11 protein-coding genes are annotated in these 17,583 nt (G+C 45.1%); 4 read left to right on the top strand and 7 right to left on the bottom strand.

What is annotated here, in order from left to right; all coding sequences use genetic code 11:
* Positions 1-274: 274 nt before the first annotated feature.
* From NDI33_RS18255 to NDI33_RS18235, 5 genes are all read right to left on the bottom strand, one after another.
* Positions 275-3,100: a GAF domain-containing protein gene (locus NDI33_RS18255; RefSeq protein WP_190676476.1), complete on the bottom strand. Its 2,826-nt coding sequence runs from the start codon at positions 3,098-3,100 to the stop codon at positions 275-277.
* A gap of 465 nt (positions 3,101-3,565) precedes the next feature.
* On the bottom strand, positions 3,566-6,187 hold the full coding sequence (locus NDI33_RS18250; protein ID WP_190676394.1) for an ATP-binding protein: 2,622 nt from the start codon (positions 6,185-6,187) through the stop codon (positions 3,566-3,568).
* A 2-nt stretch (positions 6,188-6,189) separates the two neighbouring features.
* Entirely contained in the window at positions 6,190-7,191 is a 1,002-nt protein-coding gene (locus NDI33_RS18245; RefSeq protein WP_190676392.1) for an ABC transporter substrate-binding protein, read from the bottom strand.
* Between the two features lie 34 nt (positions 7,192-7,225).
* Entirely contained in the window at positions 7,226-8,227 is a 1,002-nt protein-coding gene (locus NDI33_RS18240) for an ABC transporter substrate-binding protein (protein ID WP_190676390.1), read from the bottom strand.
* Positions 8,228-8,277: 50 nt separating this feature from the next.
* Positions 8,278-9,273 (bottom strand): ABC transporter substrate-binding protein, encoded by a 996-nt coding sequence (locus NDI33_RS18235; RefSeq protein WP_190676388.1) that lies wholly within the window; start codon positions 9,271-9,273, stop codon positions 8,278-8,280.
* A gap of 704 nt (positions 9,274-9,977) precedes the next feature.
* Here NDI33_RS18235 and NDI33_RS18230 point away from each other — a divergent pair.
* From NDI33_RS18230 to NDI33_RS18220, 3 genes are all read left to right on the top strand, one after another.
* On the top strand, positions 9,978-11,396 hold the full coding sequence (locus NDI33_RS18230; RefSeq protein ID WP_190676386.1) for a hypothetical protein: 1,419 nt from the start codon (positions 9,978-9,980) through the stop codon (positions 11,394-11,396).
* A gap of 490 nt (positions 11,397-11,886) precedes the next feature.
* Positions 11,887-12,501, top strand: a complete 615-nt coding sequence (locus NDI33_RS18225) for a hypothetical protein (RefSeq protein WP_190676384.1) — start codon at positions 11,887-11,889, stop codon at positions 12,499-12,501.
* A 1,149-nt stretch (positions 12,502-13,650) separates the two neighbouring features.
* The gene (locus tag NDI33_RS18220; protein ID WP_190414452.1) at positions 13,651-13,857 is read left to right on the top strand and encodes a glycogen debranching protein; all 207 of its coding nucleotides are present in this window, start codon (positions 13,651-13,653) and stop codon (positions 13,855-13,857) included.
* A gap of 34 nt (positions 13,858-13,891) precedes the next feature.
* Here NDI33_RS18220 and NDI33_RS18215 read toward each other — a convergent pair whose 3' ends face one another.
* Positions 13,892-14,980: an NAD-binding protein gene (locus NDI33_RS18215; RefSeq protein ID WP_190429967.1), complete on the bottom strand. Its 1,089-nt coding sequence runs from the start codon at positions 14,978-14,980 to the stop codon at positions 13,892-13,894.
* A gap of 101 nt (positions 14,981-15,081) precedes the next feature.
* Between NDI33_RS18215 and NDI33_RS18210 the strand changes: the two genes are divergently transcribed.
* Positions 15,082-15,759 (top strand): TrkA family potassium uptake protein, encoded by a 678-nt coding sequence (locus NDI33_RS18210; RefSeq protein ID WP_190414454.1) that lies wholly within the window; start codon positions 15,082-15,084, stop codon positions 15,757-15,759.
* On the opposite strand, the gene NDI33_RS18205 is transcribed toward NDI33_RS18210, so the two are convergent.
* Positions 15,756-17,396, bottom strand: coding sequence for a sodium:proton antiporter (locus NDI33_RS18205; RefSeq protein ID WP_190676474.1), 1,641 nt, complete (start codon positions 17,394-17,396; stop codon positions 15,756-15,758). The genes NDI33_RS18210 and NDI33_RS18205 overlap by 4 nt on opposite strands.
* Positions 17,397-17,583: the final 187 nt, after the last annotated feature.

Raw genomic sequence — 17,583 nt, 5'->3', positions numbered from 1 at the left:
GGGAACCAACCCAGGCTTGCCCTGGATCGAGATTGATATTAACTTATATTTATATCAATGATTGTTTATTAATTCTACCTTAATTTTTTCTTAACCGATGCTGAGGATGTCGGGAAAATTCAGATTTTTCACTTGAAAAACCAAACCTCCTTCCCTGCAAGGAAAGGAGGTTTCCGAGTACAAGGCGTTCTATAGCGCTCCTAAATGATTCCTAAAGGCGAGATCCCCGACTTCTTGGAAAAGTCGGAGGTCTGAACCGCTGGCATCTTAAAACTCAAATAGGATTGCTATAGCAGCTTTGTGCTAACTGGCGATTCAGAGGAATTTCTATCCAGAACTCAGTACCCTGACCGGGTTGAGACATACATTTAAAGGAACCGCCGTGTTTTTCTACCACAATCTGGTAGCTAATGGAAAGTCCCAGACCCGTGCCTTTCCCAACCGGCTTGGTGGTGAAAAAGGGATCGAAAACTTGGCACTGCACGCCTGGACTCATGCCAGGGCCATTGTCACTAATCTGAATGACAACGCGGGGGACACCCGCTGGGTTGTCCTGCATCAGAAAAGTACGAATGGTAATCTGACTGGGTAAGTTTTTAATTTCTTCTAGCGATCGCGTTTCATCGCGTTGCTCTAGAGCATCAATGGCGTTACCGATCACGTTCATAAAAACTTGATTCATCTGACCGGCGTAGCACTCGATAGGCGGCAAGTCCCCATACTCTTTCACCACGTCGATCTCGGCATGGTCTGGCTTGGCTTTGAGTCGATGTTGCAAGATTAACAGAGTGCTGTCGATGCCAGTGTGGATATCGACAGGTTTCCGCTCAGCCTCATCCAGTCGGGAGAAATTGCGTAAAGACAGAACGATCTGGCGGATGCGATCAGCTCCAACCTTCATTGATGAGAGCATCTGCGGAAGATCCGAAGTCAGGAACTCGATGTCAATCGCCTCTGCTCGATCCACAATTTCAGGATGGGGATTCGGGTAATGGCGTTGGTAGAGTTCCATGAGTTTGAGCATATCTTGGGTATACTCATCAACGTGGCTGATATTGCCGTAGATAAAATTAACCGGATTATTAATTTCGTGAGCGACACCGGCAACCAGTTGACCCAAACTCGACATTTTTTCGGTTTGAATTAGCTGGCTTTGGGTTTTCTGCAACTCTTGGAGGGCACTAGAGAGTTGTTCTGCTTGCTGCTGGGTTTGCGCGAGTAATTCCGCTTGTTGTTGGTAGAGTTCGGCTTGCTGAATCGCGATCGCAGCTTGATCGGCAAGTTGTTGTAGCAGATCGACTTCCTCCGCCTTCCAAACTCTTGGCGCATGACACTCATGGGCAACCAGTAGCCCCCACAGTTGCTCCCCTCTGCGAATCGGGACGACTAAATTGGCTTTCACCTGAATCTGTTCCAAGAATTCGACATGACAAGCTTGCAAAGAAGCTTGATGCACGTCGTTCATTGCCCGAACCCGTCCCCCCTGGTATAAGATTGCGTACTCTAAGGGAAAGCAGTTCTCGTCATATACCTGCCCCAGAATCGATTTCGTTTTGCCAGTGACCTCTTCGACAACCACCTGGCCTTGCCAACGCCGGGTGAACTGGTAAACGATCACTCGATCTGTATCTAACAGGTTTCGGACTTCGCGCACGATGGTTTGCAGGATTGTTTTTAGCTCCAAAGTGCTGCGGATTTGGTCGATGACTTGCTTAAGAACGCTTGCCCACTCCAAAGATTGTTGTAACTTGACTGTACGCTCTTGGACTTGACAATCGAGGTTGGCATTCAGACGCTGCACCTTTTGGTACAGTCCATACTGCTCAATCGCCATTGAGAAGCAATCGCCTAAAGTATCAGCGAGTTCAATCTCTTCCGGAGTCCATTGGCGCGATTGGCCTCTTTTTAGCTGTCGCCAAAGTTCAAAAGATTTCCGGGGATGAATTTGTCGCGCATCCGGGTCAAAATGCCCAGCCCATAAGGTTTCTGTGTCAATTTCATCTCGAAAAATTGTCAAGTATCCGACCAACTGTTGACGGTGTTGGAGGGGTACAATCAACACGCCTCGAATCAAAGTAGATTGAAATACAGTTTCAATCGATTGTAAATACGTTTGTTTATACAAGTCAGCGATCGCAATGATGCCACTACTACCCCTAGTATTTGCAGTAGCGACAGGGTTTAAATTTGCTCCGCCTTTTAACCATTCTTGCCACAGAGGATGCTGCTCAATTAAAACGGATGAGGCAGGTACTGCTACCACTCCCGGTTCTACGAGCTTCAATTGATCGCCACAGGTGTACACTATCGCTGACAAGCCAGTAGTTTCTGGGGCGATGTACAGTCTGCCACCCGAACCTTGCAGCGCGCTAACGGTTTCCTCCAGGGCGGATTGCAGCTCAATGGTAGGGAGTGTATGCAGCAGGGTAGCGACACGGTTAAGCGTGACTTCCCGCTGAGCTTTTTCGCGGGTTTGGGTGAGTAAAGTAGATTGAGCGATCGCAATCGACACTTGATCGGCTACCATCTGGACAATTTCCAGTTCCCGTTCTGAGATTACTTGCGGTTGCGAGTAGTGACCGACTAAAAGCCCCCACAAGCGATCGCCATGCAGAATCGGCACCACCAGAGAAGACTGCACACCCATTGCTTTGAGATATGCCACATGGCAAGGGTCTATAGGGCGATAGTGGATCTTTCTGGTTTCTAGGGATTCTCCGGTTTCTGGAGAATCCATTAGCGATAAACCAATGAGTCCTGACGCAACATTCACAATCGAACGCAGACGCACTTTCTGATAGAGTTCGCGTGCTTGGGGAGGAATGTCATCCGCTGGAAAGTTCAAACCTTTTAAAGACGGAAGGCGATTTTTATAAATAAATTCGGCAATCACTTCTCCACTTTCATCAGCATGAAACCGATAGACCATGACTCGGTCTGCTTCTAGTAACGAACTGACTTCTGCCACCGTTGCGATTAAAATTTCTTGTAATTCCAAGGATTGACGAATCCGGTTAGTGATTCGGTGCAGCAATCCTTCCCGCTCTAATTCTGACTGTAATTCTGGCTTTAAAACTTGCGTATTTTTACTGATGGTCATTTTTTCATCCACTACGCTTATAATATTTGTGCCTTTTTCCGCACTGTATCTATTTTCGGTGTACTGACTAAGTTCAGCCATACGTGAAAATATGGAACTTTTTTTAAAAATTAGTTTCTATACCAATCTGAAATGATTCGTGAAGGTGCGATTCCCGACTTCGAGAAAGAAGTCAGGATCTGAAGGTTTGTCTCACAACTAAAATAGGATTGCTATATATATGTTTTCGAGCGAGTTTGAAATCGGGTTTTAAAATAATGCTGTAGATTTAGGGATTTTTTAGAAAATGAGTTGCTAAAATTCTATCCAGCTAAGGTTTCTAACTTTCTCGTCTCCCTAAACGCATCTTGAGCCTTCTAATTTCCCCTGAACAGCTTAGGGCTGAGGATTATCGAGTTAGGGGGCGTGGTATCGGTCAGGTCTAAAATTCCTCAGTGCGATCGCGCTTGATGAAGATTTGTTAGCTTAAACTCTAATTGGAATCTTGATAGCAAACTCAGCCCCTTGACCGGGTGCTGAAGTACACTCCAACTGTCCCCCATGTTTTTCGGTTACAATTTGGTAGCTAATCGCTAGACCCAGCCCAGTCCCTTTGCCAACGTTTTTCGTTGTGAAGAAAGGATCGAAAAGTCTTGACTGAACCTCAGTTGAAATCCCTGAACCATTGTCAATTATTCGGATTTCTACTTGATTGTTCCCTGCGACTTTGGTGCGAATTAAGATGGTAGCGGGATTGCCTTTAATTTCTTCGATCGAGCGTTTATGATTAAACTCATCGAGAGAATCAATTGCATTTGTAAGTAAATTCATAAATACTTGGTTCAGTTGTCCGGCATAGCATTCTACTAAAGGTAAGTTGCCATACTCTTTAATCACCTGAATCTCCGGATGTCCCGGCTTATCTTTTAATTGATTCTGTAAAATTACTAGCGTATTCTCAAGACCTTCATGAATGTCAACGGCTTTCATCTCCGCTTCATCTAAACGGGAGAAGTTTCTTAGAGATAGAACAATTTGACGAATCCGTTCGGCTCCAAACTTCATGGAAGATAGAATTTTCTGAAAATCAAGGAGCAGGAAGTCGAGTTCGACTTCTTCGATATAGTCTTGAATTTCCGGGGTAGGATTGGGGTAGCATTGTTGGTACAACTTTAAGAGTTTGAGCAAATCTTCCAGATATTCATTGGCAGGAGTGATGTTGCCATAAATGAAGTTGACTGGATTGTTAATTTCATGTGCAACTCCAGCCACCAGTTGACCCAAACTAGACATTTTTTCAGTTTGAATTAATTGAGTTTGAGTTTGTCTCAACTCAGATAGAGTTTGTTGTAACTCTTGAGCTTTGTCTCGGTATTGGGTTTCAGCCTTTTGAATTTCTTCAAACAAGCGGGCATTTTCTAAAGCCGTGGCGATTTGTCCGGCGAGGGTGTTGAACGTCTCTAGATCCGTTTGACTGAAGCGATCGCTTTCCTTGTCTTGAATGTCCAGCACTCCTAGTAGCGCCCCACGAGCGACTAAGGGCACCACTGCGGAAGAACCTATTTGGATGGGTTTCAAGTCTCCTGCTAGCCCTGCACTGTCCTGTTTATCCACCCAGATCGTTTGCTGCTTTCGGGCAGCAAGGGCGACTAAGCTGCGATCGTCAAGAGACAGACAGGCGCTTTCATCATGCCCAAGCATACCCTGATTGCCAGAATCAGCCCGCCGGATGAGTTGATTCGTGGTTTGATCTAACAGATAAATTTGCACGTAGTGCAAGCCGAAGCGATTCTGCATTAGGGCGATCGCTTCGCGCAATAGCTTTTCCGGGTCTATAATCGCTTTCGACAACTCGCTGACGGCAACCGTAACGTGTTGACTAACTTCCAGTTCGCGGGTACGCTCTTCTAGGCCTTGAAGCAATTTACCGACTTGTTCTGCCATCCCATTGAAACTCAACGCTAGCACCCCAATTTCATCCTTTGATTGGATAGAAGTACGAGCATTGAGGTTGCCAGCAGTGAATTGAGTCACTGTTCCAGCGAGATTAATCAGTGGCTTAGCCAGTAGTTCTCCGATCGTAATCGCCGCGATAATGACTACACCTGCAATAATCGCAGCCAGCAACAGCGTGTCGCGGGCTTGGGCTTCGATAGGCGCTAGAAATACCGCTTTCGGTTGGACAAAAACCACAAACCACGGTCGCGTCTTTAGCTTGGTAACTGCTGCTGCGTTCGGCTCGTTGTTTGTAGAGGATAAGGCGGTTGTAAAGTAAGGGGATGTTGCAGCGTTATCTAGACCTTGCTCAAAATCAGGCAAATTTGTCGAAAAGTCTGCCGTTTTCCCCTTGGGCAAGCGTCCTTCTGCTTGCAGAGCTTTCACTTTAGCAGGTGGGAGTGGTGCTACCGATTTAAAATTTAACTCAGGTGCGTTTCCGTGAGCTAAACGAATATGGTTTTCGTCTAGCAAAATCGCAAAGGATGCGTTTCTTCTCACCAGGTCGGTATTTTGGCTAACCAATCGCTGGACAGCAGCAGCGTTATAACGGATACGTAAGACACCGATAGTATTTCCCGACGCATTTCGTACCGGACTACTGAAGTACAAACCGATCTCATTAGTACTTGGAGAAAACACGATGGGCGAGACATAGGGTAAGCCAGTTTTAAACGGTCGCTGAAAGTAATCTCGGTCAGATTTATCTAGACCAATATCTGGTGTATAGGTATCAATTACATCTCGCCCCTGACGATCGAGCAGCGCGTAGGACGAGATATTCAAAGTATCTTTACGGCTGAGGGAACGTAAAGCGCCCTCGACTTCTGAAGCGATACTTTGTCTCTGGTTAGCAGGTAAACTTAAGTACTTGGCGAAGACTGGCAACTGAGCTTCAACCCGGACAGCATCCAGATTCGAGTTTATAAAAGCATCTATACTCAGGGCAGTTTGAGAAGCAGATGTTAAGAGGGTTTGGTTAGCATTGTTCGTCAGCGTCTTTTGTGTGGCTCGCTGATTCAAGAAGGCTAGTAATGCTAAGGGGAGCAGTGCCACACCCAGGAAAGAAAAAATCAGCTTAGTGCGTAGGGTATAAAGTTGGAACTGTTTCACAGTCAATTTACCTTTTGTAACTGCTGCACAAAGGACGGGTTAATCAGTTTTTGAATATCCGGCGCAGCGCTTAGCCCTCCGGTACGAGTATAAAAGTCGGCGTACAATTTGGCTGTATGATACAGCGACTCTGTTGTTGAACCTAGAGTAAATGCCTTTAAGTTGTCTTGCAAAGTAGACAACTGGATGCCATCTACGGAAATGGTTTCAGGTTTGATATTCAGGGTTTTGGCAATTATTGCTTTGCTTTCTTCTGGATTGGCTTTCCAGTAGTCTTGGGCTTGGAACCAAGCGCGAATAAATGCCTTCACCTCTTGAGGGCGATCGCGTAGCACATTGCCGTGAAACACGATGACATCTGGAATCAACCCAGGAGTCTGCTTACTGGTGAATAGCACATTAGCCCCAGATTTAACTGCTTGAGACACATAGGGTTCCCAGGTTTGCCCCGCTTGAATTTCACCACTTTTTAAGAAAGCTGGAATTGCTTCCGCTTCTATATTGACTAAGCTGACATCTTGACTAGAAAGACCTTTAGTTTCTAGTATCTTGGTGACAAACAGTTCTCCAAAATCACCTAACTTAGTGCCGATTCGCTTGCCCTTCAAATCAGCCACGCTTTTTATATCGCGCTGAACTACCATTGCGTCAGCACCAGCTGATTGGTCAATCACTAAAACAATTTGTGCATCTGGGTTTTGCCCAACCATACTCATGACGCTACCTAATGGCACAGCAACCCCATCATTTTTATTAGCACTGAAGTTAGACAGGGGTACGAGATAGTTTTCTGAATAAATGGGTTTGACTTGAACACCCTGCGTTTGGAAGAATCCTTTTTCAGAAGCGATCACTATCGGAAAGCTTCCAGCCCAAAGACTATAGCTAACCCTAAGAGGCAAAGATTCTGGGCGGGAAGTCACTGTTGTCGTGCCATTGCAGGCGGTGACTAGCACAATGCTGAGTAATAAAAGAGATACAAAGCGTAGCAATCGATATTTCATCCTAAAACCTGTTGATGTGTGTAACTGAATGCGGTCAGCTTCCTGGCTGCAAATGCTGCACAAAAGATGGATCGATTAGTTTTTGAACATTCGGCGCAGTGCTTAGCCCTCCTGTCCGAATCGAGAAATCGGCGTACAATTGAGCGGTTTGGTACAACGACTCTTCTGTGGAACCGGGAGTAAACGCCTTTAAGTTTTCTTTCAAGGTGGACAGCTGAATGTTATCGGTTGAAACAGTCTCAGGTTTAATCTTCAGCCGCTGAGCAATCAGTGATTTGCTTGCTTGGGGATTTGCTTTCCAGTAATCTTGGGCTTGGAACCAAGCTCGGATAAATGCTTTTATCTGTCCAGGGCGATCGCGTATTACATTGCTGCGAAATAAGATGACATTCGGAATCAACCTAGGTGTTTGCTTACTGGTAAATAGTACCTGCGCTCCGGCTTTCACTGCCTCTAATGTGTAGGGATACCAAGTTTGTCCGGCTTGAATATCACCGCTTTTTATGTGTGCTGGAATGGCTTCCCCTTCTATATCGACTAGCGTCACGTCATCGGTAGTAAGACCATTGCTCTCCAGCATCTTGACAACAAACAATTCTCCGTAGTCGCCTAACTTCACGCCGAGTCGCTTGCCCTTCAAGTCAACCACACTTTTAATATCACGTTGCACCACTACGGTGTCAGCACCAGCCGATTGATCGGTTTCCAAGACAATGTGGATATCTGGGTTTTTCTCAATGATGCTCATCACACCACCCAATGTTACGATGATGCCATCATATTTACCTGCACTAAAATCAGAAACAACTCCTAAATAGTTTTCTGAATACACAGGTTCAACTTCCACCCCCTGTTCTGCGAAAAATCCTTGTTCTGAAGCAATCTCCATTGGGAAATATCCAGGCCACAGATTGTAGGCAATTCGCAGTGGTGGAAGCTCAGGTTTAGAGGTTATAAAGGTTCTGCCATTGCAGGCTGTAACCAGGAAAAGGCTGAGCAAAAAAAGAGACGCAAAGCGGAGAAATCGAGATTTCATCTTGAAAAACTGTTGATGTTTAACTGCATGGAATAACGCTTTTTTTCTCGTTAATTTCCTGCCTGCGACATCTGCACAAAAGAAGGATTAATCATTTTTTGAATATCTGGCGCGGTGCTTAATCCTCCGGTGCGAATATAGAAGTCGGCGTACAATTTGGCGGTATGGTACAACGACTCGGTTGTAGAACCAGGAGTAAATGCTTTTAAGTTGTCTTTTAAGGTGTACAACTTGACACCCTCAGTGGAAATTTCTTCAGGTTTGATGGAGAGCGTTTTCGCAATCAGTGCTTTACTTTCTTCGGGATTTGCCTGCCAGTAATCTTGCGCTTGAAACCAGGCGCGAATAAATGCTTGAATGTCTTTTGGGCGCTCGCGTACTACTGAGGAGCGAAACACGATTACACTCGAAATTAAGCCTGGTGTGTCCTTACTGGTGAATAATACTCGCCCTCCAGATTTGGTTACTTCAGATAAGTACGGTTCCCAAGTATGTCCCGCTTGAATATCCCCGCTCTTAAAACGTGCTGGAACCGCTTCTCCTTCTACGTTGACTAGGGTCAAATTATCGCTAGTCAAACCATGTTTCTGGAGCATTTCGCTGACAAATAATTCTCCATCACCTAACCTGACTCCGAGGCGCTTGCCTTTCAAGTCAGCGACACTTTTAACCTCTGGGCGAACTACTATTGAGTCAGAACCAGCCGATTCATCAGTTGCCATCGCAATCTGTAAATCCGGGTTTTTCTCAATGATGCTCATCAAGCTACTTACTGTGATGGCAACTCCATCATATTGTCCAGCACTGAATTCAGACACCGATTCTAGAAAGTTTTGGACATAGACGGGTTTGACTTTGACCCCTTGAGCCGTGAAGAATTCTTTTTCTTGAGCGATCGCGATCGGGAACAACCCAGGCCACAAATTGTAGCCGACGGTAAGGGGCTGAGTTTCTTTTTGGGAAGTCACCGTCGTGCTATTGCAGGCTGCGATCAGCACAATACTGAGCAAAAAAAGAGACACGAAGCGGAAAAGTCGAGATTTCATAGAAACTATTTTTGTGACTTAACTGGGGTTATGCTGCCTTTTATCGCTGAACCGATCGACAGCTTTACGAAAGTTCGGTCTCAACTCTGGTGCTTCTATTGGCTCAAAGCCTTGTCATCCCTTAGTTTTAGCTCTCGCTAACTCAAGAATTAAGCGATCGCCGACAAGGATGGCCTGCAATGATTAGAGTTTGCATCAGTACCCTTCTTAGAATTCCCGATTTTCTTCGGGTTTTCACCATCTGTTCTATATCTTTAGTGGAGGGTGTGGGGATCGAAGTGGGTCGATTCCTTAGCGCTAGAGAGCCAACAAATGTAAAACACCTTGGCGTTGCCATTGGATTTGAAGGATGTGACAACGCAACTTGGTATAAGTATTAAATCAGCACTAATCAACGGATTGCTCTTTCCCAGTGCGAACTGACAAGTCAGAGCTAGGCTAACGCCTCGCTTCGCTGTTTTCATGCCCAAAGGGCTGTACGCGATCGCAGCCCAGAGGTAAGCGTTTTTTGGCGAGTTGCAAGCAGTCTATGCATTTAAAATTCAGGGAGAATGCCCTATGACCATTTGGGTAAACGATTGACATACCCATCCGTGGAGTTTAACTTTGAAGAGTAGATGTACCAAGGGATAGGGCAGACAAGCGGATCGCCACAGCACCCAAAAGCACCACATCATCGAGTTAAACTAAGCAATAAGTAAGAAATGCCAAAGACCAAACTCCATAAGGAATCCAGCGTTAGTACAGATGAACTAATGGGGGATTTAGAGATCCCCGATAACCTGAGAAAAGACCTTAGCTATCCAGCTAGTAAGAAGAAAGAAGCGCTTCGGATCGAACACTTAGAGAAGAAACTGTCAGAAAGACTCCAGACCATTAACACCAACCTCAAAGCTGATGGTGTGAAAGTTCAGTTAGTCAGAGTAGGTAACACTATCGCTCTACAGTTCTCAGCACCTTTGCGAGATGGTGATAAACCTACCGTTGCAGGAAGGTCAAGCAAGCAATACAAGTTAGGTGCTAACTGTCCCTGGTCTGCTGATGGGTTAACTCTAGCTGATAGCTACGCTAGACAGATTGGGCATCACTTACTACACAAAACATTCACCTGGCAGTGGTTTGATTCTGAGATAGCTAAGAAAACAGAATTAACAGCAACTGAGACACCTAAAACTATTGGTGAATTAATTGAAGAGTTCAAGGTTAAATACTTTCTGACACGCAAGCGTAATAGACAGAGTGAAGCAAGTCTTCACTCTTGGTTAATTTGGCTGAATCGCCTACCAATTGATAAACCACTATCAAGTGATTTAATCATGCAGGTTATTCAATCTACAGAAGCGGGAACTGGCAAGCGAATACATCTTGTAAAGGCATTATCTGTTTTTTGCAACACCATTGATTTTGATTTTAAATTCAATGGTCTAAGGGATGGCTATAAGCCTAAAGAAAAAAAGATACCAACTGATGAAGAGATTGAGCAATATCGATTAAAAATCCAGCCATCAAAGTATCGTTCAAATTCTCAATGGGAGTCATGGCAATGGCTCTACGGAATACTTGCTACCTATGGTTTAAGGATTCACGAAATATGGGCAATTGATATCCCTAAGTTCTTAGACCCCACTAACACTAACAACGTGATTACTTTAGATGAATCACTCACTGAAGGATTAAAGACTGGTGATCGTGTAGTGTTTCCTTTACATCCTGAATGGGTAGAGAAGTTTAATTTAAAGGATGTCAAAAAGCTTCACTCCGTGAGTAACCTAATAGATAAAAGCACTTTGGTTTGTCAAAAATTTCGTAGACACAAAATCCCTTTCACTCCTCACACATTGCGCCATGCTTACGCAATCAGGGGTCATGTATTAGGTATCCCTGTTAAAGAGATGGCGAATAACATGGGACATTCAGTACAGATGCATACTGACACATATCAGAAGTACATGAGCCTTGACACTCGTACACAGGTCATGAGACAGGCTCATGAGCGTAATAAAGGACAGCAAAAGGAACTGAGTGAAGTAGAACGTTTGAAGGCAGAAGTAGCAGCTTTAAGGGCTGAGAACGAATCACTGAAGACAGAGTTAAGGCTAACAAGAGAATTAGCGGGTAAGTAGCATCTAGAACCTACAACTCATCAGCACTAATTACCCTCCCAAACTTGGGAGGGTTTTTTATATCTGTCATAACTACTCAACCGTCATAGCGATATGTCTATTTTCCAGAAAAAGTTAAACTCCAGAGTTTAACTCATACCAAAAAATACACATATCGCTAATCCACCTCACAACTTTGAGTACAACAACTAACCACTGATGAGCGAGCCATCGGGTATTGTGCCCACTCTCTAACCACTGGTGTCATTTCCGACTAAATATCTTTAATGGGTATCTCTACAAGTTGAGTGTGTCCCTCATGAAGGAAGTCTTGCAGCATAACGCTGTATACACAAAAACCTCTGGGGTTTTGAAATCGTGTATAAGGCTATACAAGGCTTCTGAAGTGGTTTCTGAGATACCCGGTTTCAGGGGTCTGACATTCGCTGTTGAGGGGCGTTATTTGATTTGAGTGTACACTCAAATTTGAATGTACACTCAAATTTGAGAAATGGTTAACAGTGGGAAGACTCCAACTAGAGAGCAAACTGATGCTTATGATTTCATTTACACCTACTTCAATAGGGAACTGTTTAATAATGAGCTTCCGGAATGTGTACTAACTCTCTCACCTAAAGCTGGCGAGTACGGTTGTTTCCTACCTGATAAGTGGGACAAGAACGGAGTAACTCTGAGTGGAATACAGTTAAGTCCTGTGAGCTTTGAACGTCATGTGCAAGATGTTTTGGCGGCGCTCTGCCGTCAGATGGTGAATGTTTGGCAGTACAACTTTGGAAAAAAGAAACCTGCTAGACAAGGTTACTGTAATGAAGAATGGAAGGCAAAAATGAGAGAAGTTGGACTGAATCCTATAGACATTGGTGACAAGTGGAATGTAGACCACGAAGTTGTTAAAAACGGTAAATTCGAGCAAGCGATCAACAATCTCCCTATGGAAAAGCTTATCCCCTGGAAAACTAAACCATCGGATGAACCTGAAAGGAGTAAAGGCGGCAAAAGGGTTAAATATACTTGCCCTAAGTGTGACCTAAATGCACGATCTAGACCAAATGTAAGGATTGCTTGTTGGGATTGTAAGCTCCTCATGGAAGCATCCACTAACTAAGAAAAATCATGCTCTGGGGAGTCCTCTGAATCACTTAGCTAAATAAATAAAAACCTCCCTTATACAAACAGGGAGGTTTTAAGTACACTTTGAGAAATGGTTTATTTCACCATAACTCATTTTTCGTTTCACTTGCATTCATTTGTCACATTGAGATTAACTCAGTAGTTAAACTCATTTGAGTGAACGTATAAAACAAAAGCGCAATAGGTACTAAAATAAAGCCATCTAGAAAGAAGTTTTACTCTAGTACCTATTGCATTAGTTAAAAGTGAGTGTGAGTAAGTCGTAAGTCACTCTGCCAGTACGGGTCTCGCAAACTTAACTGACAGGGTGACTGCCCTTTTAATAGGCTTCTATATTGTGAAAGAGTAAGTGATATTACGGTCACTTAATTAACACTTATTCACAATTATTTTGCTGTATCTAATTGGATGTATTTTTCAGCGATCAAGGAATTAAGTGAAGCGACTAGGATTTTCCCGTGGTATGGCTGATAGTCTCTGGGATACATTAAACGGACGTACGTCCCTGCTAGATGAGATCGTCCTAATTTAGTCAAATATTCCCAGACTCCGAGAGTGCTAAGGTTTGTTCGCAAGTGTCAAATGAAAGTAAGCCACAATTCTCCTAAGCGTTTTATGTGTTTGTCGGAAAAAGTTTAACTATAAAGTTTAACTATTCTGGAGAAATGAACATAGATATCAGGAGAGGCTAAAGCGACTCCAAGGGGATGTGAATCACCAGTAGGAGTAGTCTGTACTAGATCAGTAGTACACCCACTAAGAGCTGATTCTCAATTAAAAAGCTTATTGACAATAAGAGCCTTCTGTATGACCTCTACAAACCCCATGAAGAGATGGGTACTCGTTGATTAAGGTTAGATACCTAAACAGTGCCGGATATGACTTGTAGGTGCCAAGAGTTAAACTCTAATTAGGGTAAGGTTTTTAGGCGCTACCTAAGTAAGACATCGATAAGGTAATGCCAAGACTGCTGTAAATAAGTAAGCAATGAGTAATGTAAAGGAGTTAAACTCTCTACGAAGGGACGCTACTCTCAGACCACCTGAGTAAGCAACGGGTAAGTAATGAATAAAGTAAGAACTAGAAAAAGCCCAGCAATACAACGATTACAAGCTTTATGCCTATGACCATTTGGGTGAACGAACAGATCGACCCGTCTGGGATGATCCATGCCTGTATTGCCTGTTGTGATGAAGCGCAGGCACAAGATTGTCATGAATCCTACCAGCAAAATTTAACCGATTTCCAAAAGGAGTCGGGTTGGATTGCCAGATTGCGGACGGTTGATTCTTGGGATGAGGTGCCAGTGAATTCCCTGAAACTGGATTAATTAAAGCGATTGCTAGGTAGAAAAACTGATTGGGTTAGGTATGCTTGGGCGGACGCAGCTTCCCAGAACTAATGGGAATGAGGATTTGGCTGAGGATTCGCAGTTGTTCTGCTGTACCCATGCAAATGAGCAAATCTCCCGCCAGTAATTGAGTTTCTCCCGTGGGACCCCCGATGAGGGTGCCATCGGCGCGACGAATGGCGAGAACTAAAGCGCCCGATTGCGATCGCAACCGGGCTTCTCTTAGGCTTTGTCTCACAACGGGACAACTTTGAGGATCGATCAGGAACTCTTCCATATAAAAAGCTCGATCGGTTCCCGTGAGGATACCATCCACAAAGTCCATCACCTGGGGTCTAAGCGCTGCTGCTGCCATGCGCCTGCCGCCAGTAATATAGGGGGAAACCACGGCATCAGCACCGGCGCGTTGCATTTTTTGCACCGCTTCTTCTGTACTTGCCCGCGCGATCGCTCGAATGTTTGGATTAAGCGTTTTCGCCGAAATCACCGTATAGAGATTTTCTGCATCCGAAGGTAGCGCCGCCACCAGACAAATCGCCCGTTCAATCGCTACCCTGTGAAGCGTGTCATCCAGCGTCGCATCGCCTTGCACCGCGATATAACCCAACTGTAGCGCCTCCTCTACCGGCTCCACCTGAGAGTCTATGGTCACAAACGAAATGCCTTCCGCCTTAAACTCTTTGGCAATCTGACGCCCGGTGCGTCCAAATCCACAAAGGATATAGTGTTCGTTTAAAGAATCTACCAAACGCCGCCGCTGCCTCAGTCGTCCTCCCTCTTGAAAGTAGCCTTGAATCAGGGCTTCTGTAAACCGATTGACGATGTAACCGATGCTGACCACACCTGTTAAAATCAGGGCGATCGTAAACAAGCGACCGCGATTACCCAGCGGATTAGTTTCTCCATACCCCACAGTTGCTAGCGTGATCACAGTCATATAGGCTGCATCTGACCACGACCAACCCTCCACCAGCTTGTACCATAAAGTGCCGAGCAGGGCGACACCAAAGAGTGCGATCGCACCGCCAATCAACTCTTGACGAAGGCGTTCATATTTTTGCTCAAGTGCTGTCCGATCGTTGCTTACACTGCCTGTAGTCACCTAAGTCAATTTTAGAAAAAAATGTGGAGGATACCCTCGCAGGATAACCGCTCTCGACTTGTAAAGTGAAGCACAGAGTCAATATTCTTAGAGAGACAGCTATGTTTGTACTCATTGGTGGAGCCGGACTTGTTGGGTTGGATTTAGCGCAACGGCTGGTAGACCTGGGGCATACCGTCGCCGTAATTGATATCGATCCAAGTGCTTGCCGGTATGTCCGCGAACAAGTCGGCGCAATGGCATTTGAAGGCAGTGCTGTCAGTACCGAGGTGCTGCTAGAAGCCGGGATTCACAAAGCTGATGCCGTCGCAGCCGTTCTCCGTCATGATGCCTTAAATCTAGCAATGGTCACGCTTGCTAAACACTACGGCGTTTCCCATATTGTGAGTCGAGTGCGCCACCGTGATTTTGCCGAACCCCTACGCATTGTTGGGGCTTCTCATATCATCAGTACCGTTGATTTGGGAGTTTCTACAATGGTGAATGCGATTGAGTATCCGCAAGTAGAATCAATGATGCATTTTGAGCAGGGTCAAATTGAAGTTTTAAAACTCTCGATTCCCCAAAAGTGCTATGTTGTCGGTCTTACCGTTGCTGAAATCGCTCAAGAACCCCAATTTCCTACAGGCTCTTTAATTATTGGTTATCAATCCCATCCCCACATGGATTTAGAAATTCCCAACGGAAGTACAGTATTAGAGCCAGGAGCGACGATATTAATGGTGACGAAGCCAGGGTCATTACATCAAGCCATTGATTTTATTAATGGTTGTGCCTAATCATCCTCTAGTTTCATCAGTTGTTCATCAATTGTTTTTATTCGCCCTTGCACAATTTCCTCAGAGAGAATTCGCTGCCGGATCGCCTCATTTAGCGCCCCTTTTTCTGCCAAGAGTAATCGTCGTCTAATGGCGTCAAGTTTTGAGCGATCGCCTTCAACTAATTGTCCCGGACGACGATTATAAAGATTCCGCAGCGCTTTTTCTGCCCCGGCAACTTGAACCTGATAAACGGCTCGCATTTCTTCATAAACACTTTTTGGCAAAACCCCTTTTTTCAATAGACTATCCAATTCATCTTGAGCTGCCTTAGAAGCAATTAACTGAGCCTGCAATTCCTCAATTTGTTGGCGAGAATCTGAGAAGCGAGAGAGTTGCAACCGGCGTACAAACCAAGGTAAACTTACGCCCTGCCCTACGAGAGATAACAACACCGCACCAAACACTAAGGCGATCAACTGCTCTCGCCCCGGTAGTGTTGTAGGTAGACTGAGGGCAAGAGCCATTGAAAGAGAGCCTTTGATATTACCTAAAAACAGGACGTGCTGCCAGCGCAATGGAATCGGACGGTCAAACCAACGCACCCCAGCCAATAGCGGATAAACAGTAATAACTCGCGCAATTTGGTAAGCCAAAACGGCAAGCAGAACCGCTGGCAAAGTCCTCCAGAACGTCACCGGGTTTATTTCTACACCAATCAGCAGAAAAATAAAGGTATTGACTGCAAAACTGGCATAGTCCCAAAAACTTAACAACGCGATCCGATCGGAAGCAGACGTGCTGCGAGAAAGCCCAACGTTCCCGAAAATTAATCCAGCTACAACCACAGCCACAGCACCGGATACCCCTAAAGATTGCCCGATTTGAAAGGTTCCTAATGCAACTGCAACGGTTAGCAAGAGACTGCTAAGGGGATCGTGTAAACGAAGAAATACAGGGATGCTTAAATAGCCCAAGACTAAGCCAACGAGACTGCCTCCCACGGCAACAAATAATAGTTGTTGGATTCCTTCTAATACTGTGAGCGAACCTGTCGAATACACTGTCAGAATCAGGTTAAATGAAACTAGGGCGGCAGCATCGTTGAAGAGGGTTTCTCCTTCAACGATCGTGGAAAGCCGGGAGGGTACAGGTATCTCCTTAAAAACGGCAATCATGGAAACCGTATCAGTGTTTGCGAGAATAACTCCAATTAGTAGCGCCGGTATCCAATCTAGCCCTAGCCCAAATTTCAACAGAACGGCAATAATCGCCGAGGAAAGTATCGCCCCTGGACCCGCTAAAAGGGCAATTGGTTTAAACGTGCTTCGGAGACGGCTAACATCTGTATTGATGCCAGCTTCAAAGATGAGAATTGGCAGGAAAAGATTCAATACTAAGGAAGGATCGAGTCCAATCCGGCGAGAAAAGAGTTCCGTGATTGGTAAACCTGCCAACACTAAACCCGTGACATAGGGAACGCGAAGCCGCTGTGTCACCAGGGCAACAACTGTGGCAATTAGCAGGAGAATAATCAGAATTGGGACTAACTCTGCAATGTTTGCTTGAGGCTGCTGGTTTGTTTGGTTAAGATTACCGAGAACAAACGGCTGCGGAAAGCACCAGACGGGGAGTTTTGCTAAGGACAAAAGATGCATCATCTGATTTAGCTGATTGGGACAAACAAAAATGAGGAGCGATCGCAACTTAAACTTTCCCAAAATCATCCTGTCAGACGAGCCGATTGGATCAAGTGCAATGCTCGCGGTCAATCTTAGACTCAACCTGGAGTCGCGTGGACGATGTTAACCGCCTCAGCTAACCTTTCGCAAGTAAGGCTGTTTC

It is taken from the genome of Trichocoleus sp. DQ-A1 (genome assembly GCF_039961955.1).
Classification (GTDB): Bacteria; Cyanobacteriota; Cyanobacteriia; order Cyanobacteriales; family FACHB-T130; genus FACHB-T130.
This window is presented reverse-complemented; position numbering and strand designations above follow the sequence as displayed.

What these genes read in the sequence shown, in the direction of transcription:
- NDI33_RS18255 (WP_190676476.1), bottom strand. Translation starts at nt 3,100, where the DNA reads ATGACCATCAGTAAAAATACGCAAGTTTTAAAGCCAGAATTACAGTCA.
- NDI33_RS18245 (WP_190676392.1), bottom strand. Translation starts at nt 7,191, where the DNA reads ATGAAATATCGATTGCTACGCTTTGTATCTCTTTTATTACTCAGCATT.
- NDI33_RS18240 (WP_190676390.1), bottom strand. Translation starts at nt 8,227, where the DNA reads ATGAAATCTCGATTTCTCCGCTTTGCGTCTCTTTTTTTGCTCAGCCTT.
- NDI33_RS18235 (WP_190676388.1), bottom strand. Translation starts at nt 9,273, where the DNA reads ATGAAATCTCGACTTTTCCGCTTCGTGTCTCTTTTTTTGCTCAGTATT.
- NDI33_RS18230 (WP_190676386.1), top strand. Translation starts at nt 9,978, where the DNA reads ATGCCAAAGACCAAACTCCATAAGGAATCCAGCGTTAGTACAGATGAA.
- NDI33_RS18225 (WP_190676384.1), top strand. Translation starts at nt 11,887, where the DNA reads ATGGTTAACAGTGGGAAGACTCCAACTAGAGAGCAAACTGATGCTTAT.
- NDI33_RS18220 (WP_190414452.1), top strand. Translation starts at nt 13,651, where the DNA reads ATGACCATTTGGGTGAACGAACAGATCGACCCGTCTGGGATGATCCAT.
- NDI33_RS18210 (WP_190414454.1), top strand. Translation starts at nt 15,082, where the DNA reads ATGTTTGTACTCATTGGTGGAGCCGGACTTGTTGGGTTGGATTTAGCG.
- NDI33_RS18205 (WP_190676474.1), bottom strand. Translation starts at nt 17,396, where the DNA reads ATGCATCTTTTGTCCTTAGCAAAACTCCCCGTCTGGTGCTTTCCGCAG.